This is a genomic window from Sporosarcina sp. Y838 (genome assembly GCF_056786515.1).
This window is the reverse complement of sequence record NZ_JBXCJD010000004.1, coordinates 61,650-76,901: the sequence shown is the minus strand read 5'-3', so window position 1 is coordinate 76,901 and position 15,252 is coordinate 61,650. Positions and strand designations below refer to the sequence as shown.

Here is a 15,252-nt window from a genome sequence, read left to right as displayed (position 1 = left end):
TTTTGAATAAGGAGGTGCCAATAAGATGAAATTACACACTATGAAACCTGCTGAAGGTTCTCGTACAAAACGTAAACGTATTGGACGCGGAATCGGTTCTGGTTTTGGTAAAACTTCCGGTAGAGGTCATGGCGGACAAAACTCCCGTTCGGGCGGTGGCGTACGTCTTGGATTCGAGGGTGGACAAATTCCATTCTTCCAAAGACTACCTAAACGTGGTTTTACGAACATCAATCGCAAGGATTATGCAATTGTAAACCTTGACACACTTAATCGTTTCGACGAAGGCACAGAAGTAACGCCTGAACTACTAATTGAATCAGGCATCGTGAGCAACGCTAAATCAGGTATTAAGATTCTGGGTAACGGAATTCTTGAGAAAAAGATTACTGTCAGAGCTCACAAATTCTCTGCTTCTGCTAAGGAAGCAATCGAGAAGGCGGGCGGACAGACCGAGGTGATTTAATGTTTCAGACGATCGCTAATTTTATGCGCGTTAAAGACATACGGTCTAAAATATTCTTCACATTGCTTGTTCTTGTCATCTTTAGATTAGGAACATTCATACCAGTACCAAACGTTGATGCGACTGCTTTACAGCAAACTGATAATAACCTTATCGGCTTACTGAATGTATTTGGCGGTGGAGCTCTTGCAAACTTCTCCATTCTTGCAATGGGAATTATGCCTTACATCACCGCATCCATTATCGTGCAATTGTTGCAGATGGATGTCGTACCAAAATTTGCCGAATGGGCGAAACAAGGTGACGTTGGAAGACGTAAACTTGCACAGTTCACTAGGTATTTCACAATAATCCTAGCCTTTATTCAAGCAATCGCAATGTCTTTCGGTTTCAACCGAATGTATGGCGGCTCGCTGATAAAAGACGAAGGTGTTTCGACATATGTTGTCATCGCGATCGTATTGACGGCAGGAACTGCATTTCTTCTATGGCTCGGTGAACAGATCACGGCAAAAGGTGTTGGGAATGGTATTTCCATTATTATCTTTGCTGGTATCGTCGCAGCGATTCCAAATGCAGTCAACCAACTTTACGCAACTCAGATCCAAGGAGCGGGCGATGCATTGTTCATTAGAATTGCGCTTATGGCTCTTCTACTCCTCTTGATCATTGCGATTACTGTCTTGGTCATATACTTCCAGGAAGCATTACGGAAGATTCCAATTCAATATGCGAAACGTGTCACAGGACGAAGTCAAACGACTGCAGGCCAACAGACACACTTACCATTGAAACTTAATGCTGCGGGGGTTATCCCGGTAATCTTTGCTTCAGCATTTTTCATTACACCACAATCAATTGCGACCTTCTTTGGAACTAACAGTGTAACGACCGCAATTACAACTATGTTTGATTATACAAAACCGGTTGGAATGGTCTTTTATCTGATACTGATTCTTGCATTCACATACTTCTACGCATTCATTCAGGTGAATCCGGAGAAAATTGCAGATAATCTAAAGAATCAAGGCGCTTATATCCCGGGCATTCGTCCAGGACAAAATACACAAAATTACCTAACGAGCACTTTGTATAGACTGACATTCGTTGGCGCGATATTCCTCGCTACGGTGGCAGTCATGCCGATTTTCTTCATCAATTTCGCAAACCTTCCACAGTCTGCGCAAATTGGAGGAACGAGTTTGATCATCGTCGTCGGGGTTGCACTTGAAACGATGAAACAACTTGAATCACAACTTGTGAAAAGGCATTATAAAGGGTTCATGAAGTAATCTTCGCGGAGGTTCATCTCTTCGTGATTTGAATATGAATGGGAGTGCAATACGTATGAATATCGTATTAATGGGTCTGCCAGGAGCCGGTAAAGGCACACAGGCAGACAGAATTGTCGAAAAGTACGGAACCCCTCATATTTCTACAGGCGATATGTTCCGTGCAGCTATTCAAGAAGGCACGGAACTTGGAGTCAAAGCAAAATCGTTCATGGATCAGGGAGCACTTGTCCCTGATGAAGTGACAATCGGAATTGTTCGTGAAAGATTAGGCAAATCCGATTGCGATAACGGATTCTTGCTCGACGGTTTCCCGCGTACAGTACCTCAGGCTGAAGCACTTAATCAGCTTTTGGCTGACATGGGTCGGAAAATTGAGCACGTCATCAATATCCAGGTCGAGAAAGAAGAACTTGTCGCGAGGCTGACAGGCCGCCGCATCTGTAAAGTTTGCGGTACATCCTATCATTTGCTTTTTAATCCTCCAAAGGTTGAAGGTGTATGTGATAAGGATGGCGGAGAACTTTATCAGCGAGCCGATGACAATCCGGAAACTGTCACGAACCGTCTGGAAGTAAATATGAATCAAACGGCACCACTCTTGGCATTTTACGATACCAAAGAGGTGTTAGTGAACATAGATGGACAGAAAGATATTAAGGACGTTTTCAAAGATCTGGACGTTATCCTTCAAGATAGCGAAAAGTAATCTTTTTCGGACTGAGATATTTATGCCATTAATTGGGCAGTATAGTATTGGAGAACGAAAAAACGTTTAACGAGCTGCAAAAGCATATGATGCCCGGTGTAATAACTGGTTGAATTTTAGCAATTTAATGTTCTGATACATTAGAAATGCATTTTCTTACTCAAGTAGGTATAATATGTTTCGTGGAAAGAACTGTATAAAGCAACTAGGAACTCATCCACGGCATTCTGGACAGTCGTGTCCAATTCGACGCGATTTTCCACAACTAGAAGTCGAGGACTGACTTAAGGGAAACGGAATGTGACGGACCTCTTTTGAACATCACTCATGCAATCCGGACATATGTTGAAGGAAGCTTTAAAGGCGACTGATGCCGCTCGATGGTGAGAACCTTTATTGGATATAGAAGGGAGATTGGGTTGATGGCGAAAGATGATGTAATTGAAGTTGAAGGAACCGTACTCGAAACGTTGCCAAACGCAATGTTTAAAGTAGAGCTGGAAAACGGCCATACAATACTTGCGCACGTATCTGGCAAAATTCGTATGCACTTTATCCGTATTCTACCTGGCGATAAAGTGACAATGGAACTCTCGCCTTATGATTTAACACGTGGTCGTATCACATACCGTTTCAAATAATCTTTTGTAACTCCGGAATATTGAAGGAGGTTGGGTAAGATGAAAGTTAGACCATCTGTAAAACCGATGTGCGAAAAATGTAAAATTATTCGCAGACGCGGCCGAGTAATGGTAATCTGTGAAAATCCAAAACATAAACAAAGACAAGGCTAATTCTGAAGGAGGTGCACAATATATATGGCACGTATTGCTGGTGTAGACGTTCCGCGCGATAAGCGCGTAGTCATTTCATTAACTTACATTTTCGGAATCGGAAAAACAACTGCTCAGAAAGTATTGGCAGCAGCTGGAGTCTCTGAAGACGCGCGTGTTCGCGATCTTACAGACGCTGAGCTCGATAAAATCCGTGAACAAATGGACACACTTAAAGTTGAAGGTGATCTTCGACGTGAAACTTCCCTTAACATCAAACGTTTGATGGAAATCGGTAGCTTCCGTGGAATCCGTCATCGTCGTGGCTTGCCCGTTCGTGGACAAAACACGAAAAACAACGCACGTACTCGTAAAGGTCCAAAACGGACAGTAGCGAACAAGAAAAAATAATAGGTAAAGGAGGTATCTTCTTAACATGGCACGTAAACAACAAACTCGTAAACGTCGTGTGAAAAAGAATATTGAATCCGGGATTGCACATATCCGTTCAACGTTCAATAACACAATCGTTACAATTACAGATATGCAAGGAAACGCATTGTCTTGGTCAAGTGCAGGTGCACTAGGCTTTAAAGGGTCTCGTAAATCAACTCCATTTGCTGCACAAATGGCTGCTGAAACAGCTGCTAAAACATCAATGGAGCATGGTCTGAAAACGTTGGAAGTTACTGTTAAAGGTCCAGGAGCTGGACGTGAAGCAGCAATTCGTTCACTACAGGCTGCAGGACTTGAAGTTACTGCAATTAGAGACGTAACACCGGTTCCACATAACGGATGCCGCCCGCCAAAACGCCGTCGTGTATAATGGCTTTTACTCCATATGATTGAGAAACACAATTTTTGTCAAAAATGATTGTGCGATTGCAATTTGCCGTCTATGATAATCGATTTCAATATGGAACGGCCAATACATTTGACGTTTTGAAGGAGGGTAAATGAATGATCGAGATTGAGAAACCAAAGATTGAAACAGTTATGATCGGCGAAGACATCAAGTTCGGTAAGTTCATCATCGAACCACTTGAGCGTGGATACGGAAATACTTTGGGGAATTCCCTACGCCGCATCCTTCTATCCTCACTGCCAGGGGCTGCCGTTACATCGATTCAGATTGATGGCGTGCTTCATGAATTCTCAACAATTGAAGGTGTCGTCGAAGACGTCGCAACAATTATTTTGAACGTGAAGAAACTGGCTCTTAAAATCTATTCAGATGAAGAGAAAGTGATTGAGATAGACGTGAAAGGCGAAGGAGTCGTCACAGCTGCGGACATTACACATGATAGTGACGTAGAAGTGTTGAATCCTGAAATTCCTATCGCGACTCTTGGTAAAAACGGACACTTGCGCATGCGTATGTATGCTGTACGTGGACGTGGTTATGCACGTTCTGATCAAAACAAACGTGAGGATCTCGCAATTGGCGTTATTCCAATCGACTCCATTTATACTCCTGTTTCACGCGTTAACTTCCAAGTGGAAAATACTCGGGTTGGTCAAATGGCAAACTTCGATAAATTAACACTTGATGTTTGGACAGATGGCAGCATCGGTCCTAAAGAAGCTGTTTCACTCGGGGCGAAAATCTTGACGGAGCATCTGAATATATTTGTCGGTATGACAGATGAAGCACAAACTGCTGAAATCATGGTGGAAAAAGAGGAAGATCAGAAAGAAAAAGTGCTTGAGATGACGATTGAAGAACTCGACCTTTCAGTTAGATCATACAACTGCCTAAAACGTGCTGGCATCAATACAGTTCTTGAACTTGCTACCAAGTCAGAGGATGAAATGATGAAAGTACGAAATCTCGGACGTAAATCACTTGAAGAAGTGAAAGCGAAGTTGGACGAGCTTAACCTGGAGTTACGCACGGAAGATTGAGCGAATTTATAGATTGAAGGAGGGAAACTTCTATGGGATACAGAAAACTTGGACGTACAAGTTCACAACGTAAAGCAATGCTTCGCGACCTAGCTACAGATCTTATCATCCACGAACGTATTCAAACGACAGAAGCTCGTGCGAAAGAATTGCGTTCAGTTGTTGAGAAAATGATTACGCTTGGAAAACGTGGAGACTTGCATGCACGTCGACAAGTTGCACAATTCATCCGTCGTGAACTCGTTACATTGACGGACGATGAGGGCAAAGAGACAGAAATCTTCGCAATCCAAAAACTTTTTGATAATGTCGCTCCACGCTACGCTGAGCGTCAAGGTGGATATACACGTATCATGAAAATGGGACCTCGTCGCGGCGACGGAGCACCTGTCGTTGTTATCGAACTCGTTTAACAACATTCAGCAGTAGTCTTCTCTTTTTTAAGTAGAGCGATGAATGCGAATGATAACTCAAGTATAGCCTTTGGTGAATTTTCACCGAAAGAGTACTTAAGTAAATCTTCAGAGGGTGTGTCTGGCGTACCCAGAGCCGCACCCTTTTTTTAAAAATTTATACGACACCTTTAAAAGCTGAGTGTTACGATCGTCGTTTTTAACGTCTGGTCTAGCTCTACGCACCTCATCCGCGGTTCCGGATTGAGCACCTGGAACAGTCATAGATATGAGCGCATTTCTTCGGATGAGGTGCGCGCTTTTTTTTATCCAAAATTAAATGTCTAAATTTTATAAATGGGATTCCCTGTCAACTTGCAGGGGATCCTTAGTAGTATACATACTGTGAATGTAGCCGGAGGTGGAAGGCGATGAAGGAAATTCTGTCGATGGATAATATATCTTATTCTTATCAAAGTGAGAATGAGGAGACGAAAAAAGCAATCGATGGCGTGACATTTACGGTACATGACGATGAATGGATAGCAATTGTCGGCCATAACGGTTCAGGTAAGTCGACACTTGCTAAAATGATGATTGGACTACTGTTCCCTGATGAAGGGAATGTCAATTTATTCAATGAAAAACTGACAGAAGAGAATTTATGGGGGATTCGTTCCCAGATGGGTTTTGTTTTTCAAAATCCAGATAATCAGTTTGTCGGTTCAACAGTCCAAGATGATGTTGCATTTGCATTGGAAAACAATGGTGTCCCTTATGATGAAATGGTTACTCGAGTTCATGAAGCACTTAAGCAGGTTAATATGAGTGAATTCCTAGATCATGAGCCGCACCATCTCTCAGGCGGACAGAAACAACGCGTTGCCATTGCAGGAGCGCTCGCTTTACATCCGAAACTACTAATTATGGATGAAGCAACGTCGATGCTTGATCCGCAAGGACGTAATGAAGTCATTCATCTAGTTGAAGAATTAAAGCGTAAGACGGGTCTTACCGTTATTTCGATTACACACGACTTAGAAGAAGCGCTTCTTGCAGATCGCATTATTGTCATGAACAAAGGAAAAGTCTTGTCAGTTGGGACGCCTGAGCAGATATTTGCCAAAGGTGCGGAGCTTGAGGAAATAGGTCTTGACTTGCCATTTGCATTGCGGGTTTCGGGAATGTTGCGGGAGCTTGGGATGGAGATTACTGGTGAGCATATGACAGAAGAAGAGTTGGTGAATGAATTATGGACATCTCACTTCAGCAAGTAGGGTATTTGTATGGGAAAGACACTCCTTTTGAAAAGAGGGCTTTGCACAATGTTAATGCGACAATCCCATCGGGTTCCTACTCAGCCATAATTGGGCATACTGGATCTGGAAAGTCGACTCTACTTATGCATTTGAATGGTTTGCTAAAGCCTTCAGAAGGTGTAGTGAAAATAGGTGATACTACGATTTCTGCAGGCACGAAGGCAAGAGGTTTGAAAGAAGTCCGTAGTCGTGTAGGAATTGTATTCCAGTTCCCTGAACATCAACTTTTTGAAGAGACGGTTGAGAAAGATATCATGTTCGGTCCTATGAATTTTGGTGTACCTGAAGAAGAAGCTAGAAGAAGAGCACATGAATTGATAAAATTGCTGGGTTTGCCAGCAGAAGTTGCACAGGAGTCTCCTTTTGATTTGTCAGGTGGCCAGATGCGCAGAGTTGCGATTGCCGGTGTACTAGCATTTAAACCGTCAGTACTCGTTTTGGATGAACCCACAGCGGGTCTTGACCCGCGCGGTCGCCGTGAAATCATGGAGTTATTTAATCGCCTGCATACTGAGGAAAACCTCACGACAATCCTGGTCACACATAGTATGGAGGATGCTGCACGTTATGCGGATAATATCATCGTTATGCATGATGGAACTTCAGTCTTGTCGGGCAGCCCGCAAAAAGTTTTCGAAGATGAAGGGATACTATCATCCTTCAGGCTCGGTTTACCGCGTTCAGTAAAGTTTCAGCGAGATATTGAACAGTTAATTGGCCGTCCGCTTAATGCTCTGGCACTTACGGAAGAACAGCTTGCAAAAGCGATTGCGACTGTCGCTGCGGAAGAAGGTGGCCGTTAATGCTAGAGAAAATGATCTTCGGTCGTTTTATCCCGGGTAATTCATTTATTCATAAGCTCGATCCACGTTCGAAACTGTCATTTGTTTTTCTATTTATCATTGGCGTGTTCCTTGCAAATAATGCAGTGACCTATGCTTTATTATTAGGATTTACTGTGTTAGTTATCTTCAGTTCAAGAATACGCCTTTATTTTCTTCTCAACGGCTTAAAGCCCATTTTATTTCTAATTATTTTCACCTTTCTCATGCATGTTCTTTTCACGAAAGAGGGAGCCTTGCTCGTTGACTGGAAATTCATTAAAATTTATGAAGAAGGATTAAGACAAGGGATTTTCATTTCAATTCGTTTTCTAGTACTCGTTTTACTCACGTCTATACTGACGCTGACAACATCGCCGATTTCAATAACGGATGGGATGGAAGATCTACTGGGTCCATTCAAGCGGTTTAAATTGCCTGTACATGAGTTGGCACTGATGATGTCTATTTCACTTCGTTTCATTCCAACATTGATGGATGAGACGGATAAGATATTGAAAGCGCAATTGGCGAGGGGCTCGGACATTAGCACCGGCTCCATTAAGCAGCGAATCCGTTCGGTCATTCCTTTGCTTGTTCCTCTCTTCGTGAGTGCGTTTAAGCGTGCTGAAGACCTTGCAGTCGCTATGGAAGTCCGCGGCTATCGTGGAGGCGCAGGTAGGACGAGGTACCGACTGTTGAAGTGGCATTGGCGCGATACAACCATTATGTGCTTACTCGCCGTTCTCATTGTCGTCCTCTTCCTACTCAGGGCATAGGGGGCGTGTAAATGGATAGGAAGCGTGTGAAAGCGATAATTTCGTATGATGGTACTCATTTCGCCGGGTATCAGGTACAGCCGGGTATGCGGACGGTGCAGTCGGAAATAGACAAGGCGCTTGTGAAAATGCATAAGGACAAGGAAATCTTTTCAGTCGCAAGTGGAAGGACGGATTCCGGTGTTCATGCAACAGGACAAGTCATTCATTTTGATACTCCGCTGTCACTACCGACAGATCGCTGGCAACTGGCGTTGAATGTTCTACTTCCAACAGATATACGAATTATTCAAGCTGATTATGTTAGTGAAGATTTTCATGCCCGCTATTCTGCTACTGGAAAGACGTATGTCTATAAGTGGTCTTATAGCGAGGTGCATAGTCCATTTGAGCGTAACTTTTCTGTTCATTTAGGCAGGTCACATCCTGATATAGAAGCAATGAAAATTGCTGCGAATCATTTTATTGGGACGCATGACTTTACAAGCTTCTGTTCTTCAAAAACCGCTACGACCAATAAAGTCCGAACGGTGAGGCAGCTAACACTTGAAAAAAAAGGTGAATACCTCATCATGACCATTGAAGGTGACGGGTTTTTATATAATATGGTTAGGAGTATTGCAGGTATGCTTCTTGTTGTGGGCAACGGTTGGAAGACGTCTGATGACGTCAAGCAGATACTCGAATCTCACAGTCGAAAAGCCAACGTCAAAACCGCACCAGCACACGGTTTGTACCTTGAAAATGTAAGCTATCAAGACTGAGGCAACTTTTCCTGGTGTATTTAGAAAAGATGCTTGACTTTATGTGGTATTCGGGATAAGATGAGTAATGGTATTTCTAATAACCCCACAAAGAAGCCCCGGAAGGTAAAATTGTGTTTAGGGATAGAGAAAACGGGAACGAATAGATATTCATTTAGGAGGATAAAATTATGCGTACAACATTCATGGCTAAAGGTCACGAAGTAGAGCGTAAATGGCTCGTTGTCGACGCTGAAGGACAGACGCTTGGTCGTCTTGCTTCTGAAGTTGCATCACTTTTGCGCGGCAAACATAAACCTACGTTCACACCACACGTTGATACAGGTGACCATGTCATCATCATCAATGCAGAAAAAATACATCTTACAGGTAACAAATTGAAAGACAAAATTTACTACCGTCACTCAGGTTACACGGGCAGCATGAAACAACGTACGGCTCTTGAGATGCGTACAAACTACCCTACAAAAATGCTTGAACTTGCAATTAAAGGAATGCTTCCAAAAGGTCCTTTAGGCCGTCAAACATACAGAAAACTTAACGTATACGCTGGACCGGATCACCCGCACGCAGCACAACAACCAGAAGTATTCGTACTTCGCGGTTAATTAAGAGGAGGAAATAACTTGGCACAAGTACAATATCTCGGCACAGGCCGTCGTAAAAGCTCAGTAGCTCGTGTACGTCTAGTTCCTGGAGATGGCACTATTACCATCAACAAACGTGACGTAGAAGACTACGTACCATTCGCAACACTTCGCGAAATCATCAAACAACCACTCGTAGTAACGGAAACACTTGGAAGCTACGATATCCTTGTAAACGTTGATGGCGGAGGATACACAGGACAAGCTGGCGCAATCCGTCACGGAGTTGCACGTGCTCTACTTTCAGTAGATCCTGACTTCCGCGCGGCTCTTAAATCAGCAGGACTTCTTACGCGTGATTCAAGAATGAAAGAACGTAAAAAACCAGGTCTTAAAGGCGCACGTCGTGCACCACAGTTCTCAAAACGTTAATATTGCATTTAAGAAAAGCCCTTCTCCATTCGTGGAAAAGGGCTTTTCTGTGTTAAAGTATAGACATAGAAAAAGGGAAAGGATGATTTTTATGAAAGAGATCACAACAACCGAGTTACAGGAACGTTTGGAGAAAGGTGAACAGTTCAACCTGATAGATGTGCGTGAGGCGGATGAAGTAGCGGTAGGAATGATACCAGGGTCAAAACACATCGTTCTAGGTGATGTACCGATCCGTATGGACGAGTTAGATAGGTCTAAGCCATACATACTCATTTGTCGTTCAGGCGGCCGTAGCGGGCGTGTAGCGGAGTTCCTGGGTGATGAAGGCTATGATGTAACAAATATGGTAGGCGGCATGCTCGAATGGGAAGGCGCGACTGAATAAGTAAGTTTTGAGAGGGACCTTTACTGGTTTCCTCTTTTTTTTATCTCTTTCAATTTTATCTCCGTCAGTCTCAAGTGGGACATATCCGCCGGCATTCCTGCGTATAGTGGGGAAAAAGGCGGTGTCCCTATGAAACGGTGGTTGGTAATTTGTTTGCTTTTTGTATGTTCTCTCGTGGTTGTCCTGTATGGGGTGAATGCTTCGTCTGATCGAAACTTTTTCATGCCTGCAGAACTCGGGGGTGTAAAGATTCTTATTGATCCTGGACACGGAGGATTGGACGGAGGAGCTTCATTTGAAGACGTTGTAGAGCGTGACATCACTCTGAGTATTTCACATGAATTGAAAAAGCGTCTTGAAAAGAAAGGGGCAACTGTTATCATGACGCGGATGAAAGACGGTGATGCTTTGGCTGAACATGCACCGCAAGAAACGTTTGGAACCATAAGGCAACGTAAAATGGCGGATTTGCAATTAAGGGAAAGTATCGCGATTAAAGAAACTCCGGATATGTTCATCAGTGTGCATGTAAATGCCATACCCCAAGAAAAGTGGCGCGGTTCCCAAGTGTTCTATCACCCCGAAGGAGATCCGAACGGTGAATTTTTGGCGAAATCAATTCAAGAATCATTTAGAACGAATTTGAAAAACACGGAAAGGGTTGCGATGGCGATAAAGGGTGTCTATTTGTTGAAAAAAGTACCAACTCCGGCAGTCCTCGTAGAAACGGGTTTTATCTCTAATAACGAAGAACGAGCTCTATTGACAGATCCTGCGTATCAAGGAAAAGTGGCTAATGCAATAACTGAAGGCATTATAGAGTTTCATACTGCGGACGAAAGGTGAGCTGAAAACAATCCTTGAAAACAGAATACTATGTTATACTTGGGGAAGAATTAATTAACCTCCAAGGGGTGTCTATATTGATGAACGAACAAGCAGTACGTGAGTTATTGGGACAGTTGAAAGATCCATTTTTACATAAAACGCTTGCGGAGACGAGTGGAATTATTGGCGTGACGATCAAGCCTGAGAAAAAACATGTCAGTGTCAAGCTCGCAATCGCAAAAATTAACACAGCCGAACAAATGGGTCTTCAAACGCAAGTTGTCGATACATTGAAAGGAGCAGGAGCCGATTCCGTCGGTATCCGTTTCGAAGAATTACCGGCAGAGGTGCTAGAACAGTTCCGTGGAAAAGTGACAGAATCGGAAGCTCAAGATATTCTGTCCCCATTGAGTAACGTAGAATTCATTTCAATAGCTTCTGGTAAAGGAGGCGTAGGAAAGTCGACTGTGTCGGTAAACCTTGCTGTAGCGCTAGCTAGGCTTGGGAAAAAAGTCGGTTTAATTGATGCGGATATTTACGGATTCAGCGTTCCTGATATGATGGGCGTAACTGATTTACCAGTGGTTCGCGGTGATCGGATAATCCCGGTGGAGCGACTTGGTGTCAAGGTTATTTCGATGGGTTTTTTCGTTGAAGATAATGCGCCTGTAGTATGGCGTGGCCCGATGCTGGGGAAAGCGCTTGACCAATTCTTCCGTGACGTTGAATGGGGGGATCTCGATTACCTGTTTCTCGACTTGCCACCCGGCACAGGAGATGTAGCACTCGATATCCATCAAATGATTCCGACTTCTAAAGAAATCGTCGTGACGACTCCGCATCCCACAGCTGCATTTGTGGCTGCGCGTGCAGGAGCGATGGCGCTTCAAACAGATCATGAATTGCTCGGAGTTATTGAAAATATGTCTTGGTTCCAATCAAAAGCGTCAGGTGAACGTGAATTTGTATTTGGACAGGGCGGCGGTGTGAAGCTGGCCGAGGAACTCCGCACAGAGTTGTTAGGCCAGATTCCACTAGGTCAACCAGACTGGGATGAAGAAGACTTTGCTCCTTCAGTCTATGCAGAAGACCATGCTATTGGAAAAATCTACATGGACATCGCGGCAACTATTATTACAAAAACAGAAAAGTGAAAAACAGAGAAAGTGGAGAAGGCTATTGGCCTCCTCCACTTTTGCTTTTCTCAGATTCGCCACCACCGCCGCCACCACCACCACTGCCACCGCCACTTTCTTCCGCTTTTGGATCCCCGGCTTTTAAAATGAGCTCTTGCCACTTCGTTTGCATTAACGGGCTGTTAATTGTTTCTTGAACGACCTTTTCGAGATGCTTTTTCATATTTGCCGATTGTGTAACTGTTTCCAGCTGTTTTAACATGTCTGGTTGGGAGAAAAATTCTTCCATTTGTTTTTGGAACGAAGCATCATCCATTAATTGCTTCATGATTTCTTGCTGCTGCTCTTTTACACTTTTAGCAAAACTTTCGTTGAATTTTGGATCTTCAAATGTCTTTTTCCAAAAGTCTTCTCCTTTTTTAGAAAGAAGCGTGTCTTCAACGGATTTCTTTACTACAGGTTGCTCCAAGATAAGCAGTTCTTTGAATTCGGGGTCAGCAAACATTTGCCGAACCGCTTTCTTTCCGTCCTCCGTCTGAAGTGAATCGGTCATCATTTTCTTCATTTCATCGTATGTTGGAGCTGTCGGCTGCGCTCCACACGCTGTCAGCAGAAAAGCTGTAAATAATAGTAGTAGGACTCTTTTTTTCATGGAAATCAAATTCCCTTCCACAAGCATTTTCATTTATTGTTCACAATCCAACGATAAATATGCATGAAACGTTTAATGAAATAGATTTTTCGTGAAAACGTTGTTACACTATTGGAAGTAATAAAAACGGAGGAACACTATCGTGACTATACGAAATTGGGTAAAATTCTTTTTTACAGCACTATTAATCGGAGGATTCGTAACGGGGATTGCAGGACTTATTATCCGCTGGGAATTCTTTTCTGGATATTTAACGAATGGTGAGTACGGGCAATTCATAGGTGCATTTCTATGGTTAATTTTTCTAGGTTTCACCATGAGCGTTGTCGCACAAATGGGCTTTTTTGCTTATTTGACAATTCATCAATTCGGTGTAAATATCTTCAAAACACTTACTTTATGGAACTGGGTTCAGCTTCTAATCATTGCGATAGTATTATTTGATCTCATCTTCTTCAGGTTCCAATTGACGACGGGTGAAACAGGACGAACAATGTTATATCTTGGATTGCTGGTAACACTTGTGGCTGTATCGGCTATAACGGCTTATTTTAAGGCGAAATGGACAAAGAAATATACACTTATTCCAGCACTGTTTTTCATGATTGTTATTACAACGCTTGAATGGTTACCCGCACTGATGGTACGTTCAGGAAATATCGATTCATGGGTAACAATGTTGCTATTCCCACTTCTTGCGGTAAATGCTTATCAACTTCTTGTGCTTCCAAAGTACAACAGGCAGTCAGATGAAGATAAGGCGAAACTTGAAGAACGCAAAAAAGCACGCCGTAAAGTCCAGAATGCTCAAAAGGCATCCAAAACAAAATGAAAAACAGTACAGTAGCCCATTTGGCGAACTGTACTGTTTTTTAAAATTCGGGGTATAATACAACCGAAATGTTCATTTGGGTATCTTCTTAACCTTCACTTTTGTTTCAAATAGCATTGTTTCCACCGAAATAAATGTTCGATCTTTGTTTAGTTTCTTCAATTCGGCTAAATTTATACGATCTTCACGATGGTGGGGAATAGATAGAATTTCCCCTTTAGTAACTGGTGGAAGATCACCACCTCGCCAAACTACAGATGAACCAAGAGCATTAATTTCCGCCTCCCAGAGCATGTTATGTAATGCTACTGGAAATACTTCATCACGCGTTCGGAACCAAAGAGGTTTAACACCGAATGTTTTTTCAAAACGCTCTAGCTGATCAATGAACAATGGTGTATTTTGTTCGTAGGCCATTCCTTCGTCCCCAAGAAGTCCGACTGGAATATTTTTTTCTTTGATAAGCTGTACAGTTTCAGGGAAGCGATCAGCCCACTTCATATCTACAAAAATGAGTGGATAAGGTTTACCTAATTCCTGGAACCACTGCTCGACTTCACTATCTCCAAATGAAATATTCACGGTTAGTGCAGAGCCGCTAGTACCGCGTACGATTACGGCAGGTTCCTCCGTTACTCGGAAGACAGATACTAAGGACATCTGTTTAGGTAAGGCAGGGAGGAGCAGGAGAAGCGCACAGCAGACGATAGCGGTGAAGAAGTATTTGTTTCTCATATGTTGTCCCCTTTAAACAATGTATAATATACTTTATGAAAGACAGTTGACTAATATGAAAAAGATGTGGTAATATATAAAAGTTGCTGTCGGGAACAAGCAAACAAACAAATTTTAAAAAAGACTTGATATATATTTTCTTCTTGTTATAATGGAATTTGTCGTAATGGCAATAACGTCTATACTTAATTATTCCGCAGTAGCTCAGTGGTAGAGCAATCGGCTGTTAACCGATCGGTCGTAGGTTCGAGTCCTACCTGCGGAGCCATATGCTTCCATAGCTCAGTAGGTAGAGTGCTTCCATGGTAAGGAAGAGGTCGTCGGTTCGATTCCGGCTGGAAGCTCCAGAGAAGTTCTTGTTCCTATAACTATATCTTCATCTTCATTAGGACTGGAGTAAGAAGACGCAGGAATGCGCCGCAAATTATAATTATTACGACTA

At 42.9% G+C, this 15,252-nt stretch carries 21 protein-coding genes and 2 tRNA genes; 21 read left to right on the top strand and 2 right to left on the bottom strand.

Annotated features, from left to right (window positions below; genetic code table 11):
* The first annotated feature begins 25 nt into the window (after window positions 1–25).
* The 18 genes from rplO to AC1TO4_RS06825 all read left to right on the top strand — a co-directional run bounded on the left by rplO (window position 26) and on the right by AC1TO4_RS06825 (window position 12,609).
* Window positions 26–466 carry a 50S ribosomal protein L15 gene (gene rplO / locus AC1TO4_RS06910; RefSeq protein WP_482101577.1) on the top strand — a complete coding sequence of 147 codons (441 nt, stop codon included), beginning with the start codon at window positions 26–28 and terminating at the stop codon, window positions 464–466.
* Window positions 466–1,758 carry a preprotein translocase subunit SecY gene (gene secY / locus AC1TO4_RS06905; RefSeq protein WP_482104723.1) on the top strand — a complete coding sequence of 431 codons (1,293 nt, stop codon included), beginning with the start codon at window positions 466–468 and terminating at the stop codon, window positions 1,756–1,758. The genes rplO and secY overlap by 1 nt, the downstream gene beginning before the upstream one ends.
* Before the next feature lie 55 nt (window positions 1,759–1,813).
* On the top strand, window positions 1,814–2,467 hold the full coding sequence (locus tag AC1TO4_RS06900) for an adenylate kinase (RefSeq protein ID WP_482104722.1): 654 nt from the start codon (window positions 1,814–1,816) through the stop codon (window positions 2,465–2,467).
* A gap of 422 nt (window positions 2,468–2,889) precedes the next feature.
* Window positions 2,890–3,108 carry a translation initiation factor IF-1 gene (gene infA, locus AC1TO4_RS06895; RefSeq protein ID WP_067204804.1) on the top strand — a complete coding sequence of 73 codons (219 nt, stop codon included), beginning with the start codon at window positions 2,890–2,892 and terminating at the stop codon, window positions 3,106–3,108.
* Between the two features lie 39 nt (window positions 3,109–3,147).
* Window positions 3,148–3,261 carry a 50S ribosomal protein L36 gene (gene rpmJ / locus AC1TO4_RS06890; RefSeq protein WP_067204807.1) on the top strand — a complete coding sequence of 38 codons (114 nt, stop codon included), beginning with the start codon at window positions 3,148–3,150 and terminating at the stop codon, window positions 3,259–3,261.
* A 24-nt stretch (window positions 3,262–3,285) separates the two neighbouring features.
* Window positions 3,286–3,651 (top strand): 30S ribosomal protein S13, encoded by a 366-nt coding sequence (gene rpsM / locus AC1TO4_RS06885; protein WP_067204810.1) that lies wholly within the window; start codon window positions 3,286–3,288, stop codon window positions 3,649–3,651.
* A 25-nt stretch (window positions 3,652–3,676) separates the two neighbouring features.
* Window positions 3,677–4,066 (top strand): 30S ribosomal protein S11, encoded by a 390-nt coding sequence (gene rpsK, locus AC1TO4_RS06880; RefSeq protein ID WP_482101574.1) that lies wholly within the window; start codon window positions 3,677–3,679, stop codon window positions 4,064–4,066.
* Window positions 4,067–4,200: 134 nt separating this feature from the next.
* Window positions 4,201–5,145: a DNA-directed RNA polymerase subunit alpha gene (locus AC1TO4_RS06875; protein WP_482101573.1), complete on the top strand. Its 945-nt coding sequence runs from the start codon at window positions 4,201–4,203 to the stop codon at window positions 5,143–5,145.
* A gap of 32 nt (window positions 5,146–5,177) precedes the next feature.
* Window positions 5,178–5,558, top strand: coding sequence for a 50S ribosomal protein L17 (gene rplQ, locus AC1TO4_RS06870; protein WP_482101572.1), 381 nt, complete (start codon window positions 5,178–5,180; stop codon window positions 5,556–5,558).
* Between the two features lie 410 nt (window positions 5,559–5,968).
* Window positions 5,969–6,814 carry an energy-coupling factor ABC transporter ATP-binding protein gene (locus AC1TO4_RS06865; protein WP_482101571.1) on the top strand — a complete coding sequence of 282 codons (846 nt, stop codon included), beginning with the start codon at window positions 5,969–5,971 and terminating at the stop codon, window positions 6,812–6,814.
* Complete coding sequence (locus AC1TO4_RS06860) at window positions 6,790–7,659, top strand: energy-coupling factor ABC transporter ATP-binding protein (RefSeq protein ID WP_482104721.1); 870 nt, start codon at window positions 6,790–6,792, stop codon at window positions 7,657–7,659. Before AC1TO4_RS06865 ends, AC1TO4_RS06860 begins: the two co-directional genes overlap by 25 nt.
* Complete coding sequence (locus AC1TO4_RS06855) at window positions 7,659–8,456, top strand: energy-coupling factor transporter transmembrane component T family protein (protein ID WP_482104720.1); 798 nt, start codon at window positions 7,659–7,661, stop codon at window positions 8,454–8,456. The genes AC1TO4_RS06860 and AC1TO4_RS06855 overlap by 1 nt, the downstream gene beginning before the upstream one ends.
* An 11-nt stretch (window positions 8,457–8,467) precedes the next feature.
* Entirely contained in the window at window positions 8,468–9,220 is a 753-nt protein-coding gene (gene truA, locus AC1TO4_RS06850; protein WP_482104719.1) for a tRNA pseudouridine(38-40) synthase TruA, read from the top strand.
* Between the two features lie 170 nt (window positions 9,221–9,390).
* Window positions 9,391–9,828, top strand: coding sequence for a 50S ribosomal protein L13 (gene rplM / locus AC1TO4_RS06845; RefSeq protein ID WP_340793008.1), 438 nt, complete (start codon window positions 9,391–9,393; stop codon window positions 9,826–9,828).
* Window positions 9,829–9,846: 18 nt separating this feature from the next.
* Window positions 9,847–10,239, top strand: a complete 393-nt coding sequence (rpsI, locus tag AC1TO4_RS06840; protein WP_482101567.1) for a 30S ribosomal protein S9 — start codon at window positions 9,847–9,849, stop codon at window positions 10,237–10,239.
* 91 nt (window positions 10,240–10,330) lie between these two features.
* The gene (locus AC1TO4_RS06835) at window positions 10,331–10,627 is read left to right on the top strand and encodes a rhodanese-like domain-containing protein (RefSeq protein WP_482104718.1); all 297 of its coding nucleotides are present in this window, start codon (window positions 10,331–10,333) and stop codon (window positions 10,625–10,627) included.
* Between the two features lie 129 nt (window positions 10,628–10,756).
* Window positions 10,757–11,473: an N-acetylmuramoyl-L-alanine amidase gene (locus AC1TO4_RS06830; protein ID WP_482101565.1), complete on the top strand. Its 717-nt coding sequence runs from the start codon at window positions 10,757–10,759 to the stop codon at window positions 11,471–11,473.
* 80 nt (window positions 11,474–11,553) lie between these two features.
* Window positions 11,554–12,609 (top strand): Mrp/NBP35 family ATP-binding protein, encoded by a 1,056-nt coding sequence (locus AC1TO4_RS06825; protein WP_482101772.1) that lies wholly within the window; start codon window positions 11,554–11,556, stop codon window positions 12,607–12,609.
* A gap of 22 nt (window positions 12,610–12,631) precedes the next feature.
* Here the strand turns inward: AC1TO4_RS06825 and gerD are convergent, their stop codons facing one another.
* Window positions 12,632–13,243 carry a spore germination lipoprotein GerD gene (gene gerD / locus AC1TO4_RS06820; protein WP_482104717.1) on the bottom strand — a complete coding sequence of 204 codons (612 nt, stop codon included), beginning with the start codon at window positions 13,241–13,243 and terminating at the stop codon, window positions 12,632–12,634.
* 142 nt (window positions 13,244–13,385) lie between these two features.
* Between gerD and AC1TO4_RS06815 the strand changes: the two genes are divergently transcribed.
* Complete coding sequence (locus AC1TO4_RS06815; protein WP_482101563.1) at window positions 13,386–14,075, top strand: KinB-signaling pathway activation protein; 690 nt, start codon at window positions 13,386–13,388, stop codon at window positions 14,073–14,075.
* Between the two features lie 72 nt (window positions 14,076–14,147).
* On the opposite strand, the gene AC1TO4_RS06810 is transcribed toward AC1TO4_RS06815, so the two are convergent.
* On the bottom strand, window positions 14,148–14,810 hold the full coding sequence (locus AC1TO4_RS06810; RefSeq protein WP_482104716.1) for a polysaccharide deacetylase family protein: 663 nt from the start codon (window positions 14,808–14,810) through the stop codon (window positions 14,148–14,150).
* 193 nt (window positions 14,811–15,003) lie between these two features.
* On the opposite strand from AC1TO4_RS06810, the gene AC1TO4_RS06805 reads away from it, so the two are divergent.
* Together AC1TO4_RS06805 and AC1TO4_RS06800 are read left to right on the top strand one after the other, a co-directional pair.
* A tRNA-Asn gene (locus AC1TO4_RS06805) sits at window positions 15,004–15,078 on the top strand.
* A gap of 3 nt (window positions 15,079–15,081) precedes the next feature.
* Window positions 15,082–15,157: transfer RNA gene (locus AC1TO4_RS06800), tRNA-Thr, on the top strand.
* Window positions 15,158–15,252 lie beyond the last annotated feature (95 nt).